Origin of the sequence: Nostoc sp. FACHB-110 (genome assembly GCF_014697425.1) — a bacterium.
Taxonomy (GTDB): domain Bacteria; phylum Cyanobacteriota; class Cyanobacteriia; order Cyanobacteriales; family Nostocaceae; genus Nostoc_B.
The window spans coordinates 1-1,619 of record NZ_JACJRU010000102.1 but is presented as its reverse complement, the minus strand read 5'-3'; the positions used below and the strand labels follow the sequence as shown (position 1 = coordinate 1,619).

Below are 1,619 nucleotides of genomic sequence, written 5' to 3'. Positions count from 1 at the left end.
CCATTTGTCACAAGTTAAGGCTGTGAGGCAGTTGTCAAGGGGGTTTGAGAAGATGGCTGAAAGAAAAATTCAGGTGTGCCTCGTTGTTGATCAGGGAAGGGTGCAACGATGAGCTTCATGTTTGGTTTTCGTTGCCGTTTAACAATACCTAAATCTTGGTTTTCTGGCGCAGCGAAATACTTGATAGGGTCAGTTGCCTTACCTTTTTGATGAGCAACATAAAAATGATAAAGACCGCGATAAATCATCTCTAAAGAAATGGAGTCAAAAGGTAGAGAAAGTTCGTCTGCTACAGCATCACCTAAATCAACTAAGACAGCATAAAATAACCAAGTTCCCCAAATTTGTAATTGAACACCATTAATTGAACCAGTCCATAAATAACTTAAACCTAAAAGCCGCTTGACAGTATTAAAAGCATCTTCAATGCGCCATCTGCGACGATATAAATCAGCAACAACGTATGGAGGTAAAACAGTAGGGTCAAGTACGCTGGTTAAATAAGAATGCCATGTCTTAGCTGAACGAACTTCGACCAGACGTAAAGTAACAAATGGAGTTTTATTAGTACCAGAACCAAGACGTATAAGACGGTCACGTAAAGAAAAACTATCTGTAAATACTTGCTCTACATGAATCGCTGCTCCCTTTTTTAACCGGGTTATAAAGTTCACATTTTTAGCAATTAGTTGTAGCCAGAAGTTAAAGTGGTAAAATCCTCTATCTAATAAAAGTAGAGTATTCGGAGTAACTAAATTTAAAATATCTGCCTCAAATTTTGTATCCGCACTTCTAGAATTATCACAAAACCATATTTCCACAGGCAGCATATTTTTTAAATCTATGACTGTGCCAATTTTTCCGGCTAACTTACCTTGGGGTGCATCTTTTAAGCTTTCAAGTTTTTGAAATAATGCTTCTAATATTGAACAGTCTACTATCCATATCTTTTCAAATTTCGTCAACGTAAATTGAACGCTTTGGGGAATTTTACGATGATTTCTTCTTGACCAAGAAGCTTGTAAATGTGGCAATAAATCTTTAAATACTTTCTCGAATAATTGAGCCGGAAAAGTTAAAAACCTTTGAGATATTGCTTGCTGGCTAACCTCAAGGGGTCTACACCACAAAAACCCTTCCCTTGATAACATCCTTGTCAGTTCCGTGACTCCCGCAACATCACGCCACAGTAGAGTTAGCACTGCTGCCACCATTAATGGTAAGTTGAGAACCCTGTCTCTTAATCCCAGTTGACGGTAGTAATTTTCTTGGGTAGTAATGGCTGGTGTCAGTAACTGTTCGAGTTGAAAAGCAATTACTTCGTCTTCCACCATTGGCCGTTGCTTCTTTTTAGCATGATCTCGATTGATTTTACGGCTGCTGCTCACGGTTTTTATAATCGCTCAATTACTTGTATTAACTGAGTTTCACATAATTTTTTTTGTTAGGAAATCCTACTTTCAAACTTAATGATAATGATAATCAAATATTGGGGTGGGGAAGGAGGGCAGCGTCGCCTTCCTCCTTCCCCTTACCACCAATTATTATTCTTATGCAGGGATTTTTATTTACAAAGATGTATTGACAAAATTCAATTATTTTTAACTTGTGGCGAATGG

The 1,619-nt window shown here is 37.8% G+C and carries 1 protein-coding gene; it reads right to left on the bottom strand.

Annotated features, from left to right (window positions below; genetic code table 11):
• Positions 1–14: 14 nt before the first annotated feature.
• Positions 15–1,334 (bottom strand): IS4 family transposase, encoded by a 1,320-nt coding sequence (locus H6G69_RS33460; RefSeq protein ID WP_190694015.1) that lies wholly within the window; start codon positions 1,332–1,334, stop codon positions 15–17.
• Positions 1,335–1,619: the final 285 nt, after the last annotated feature.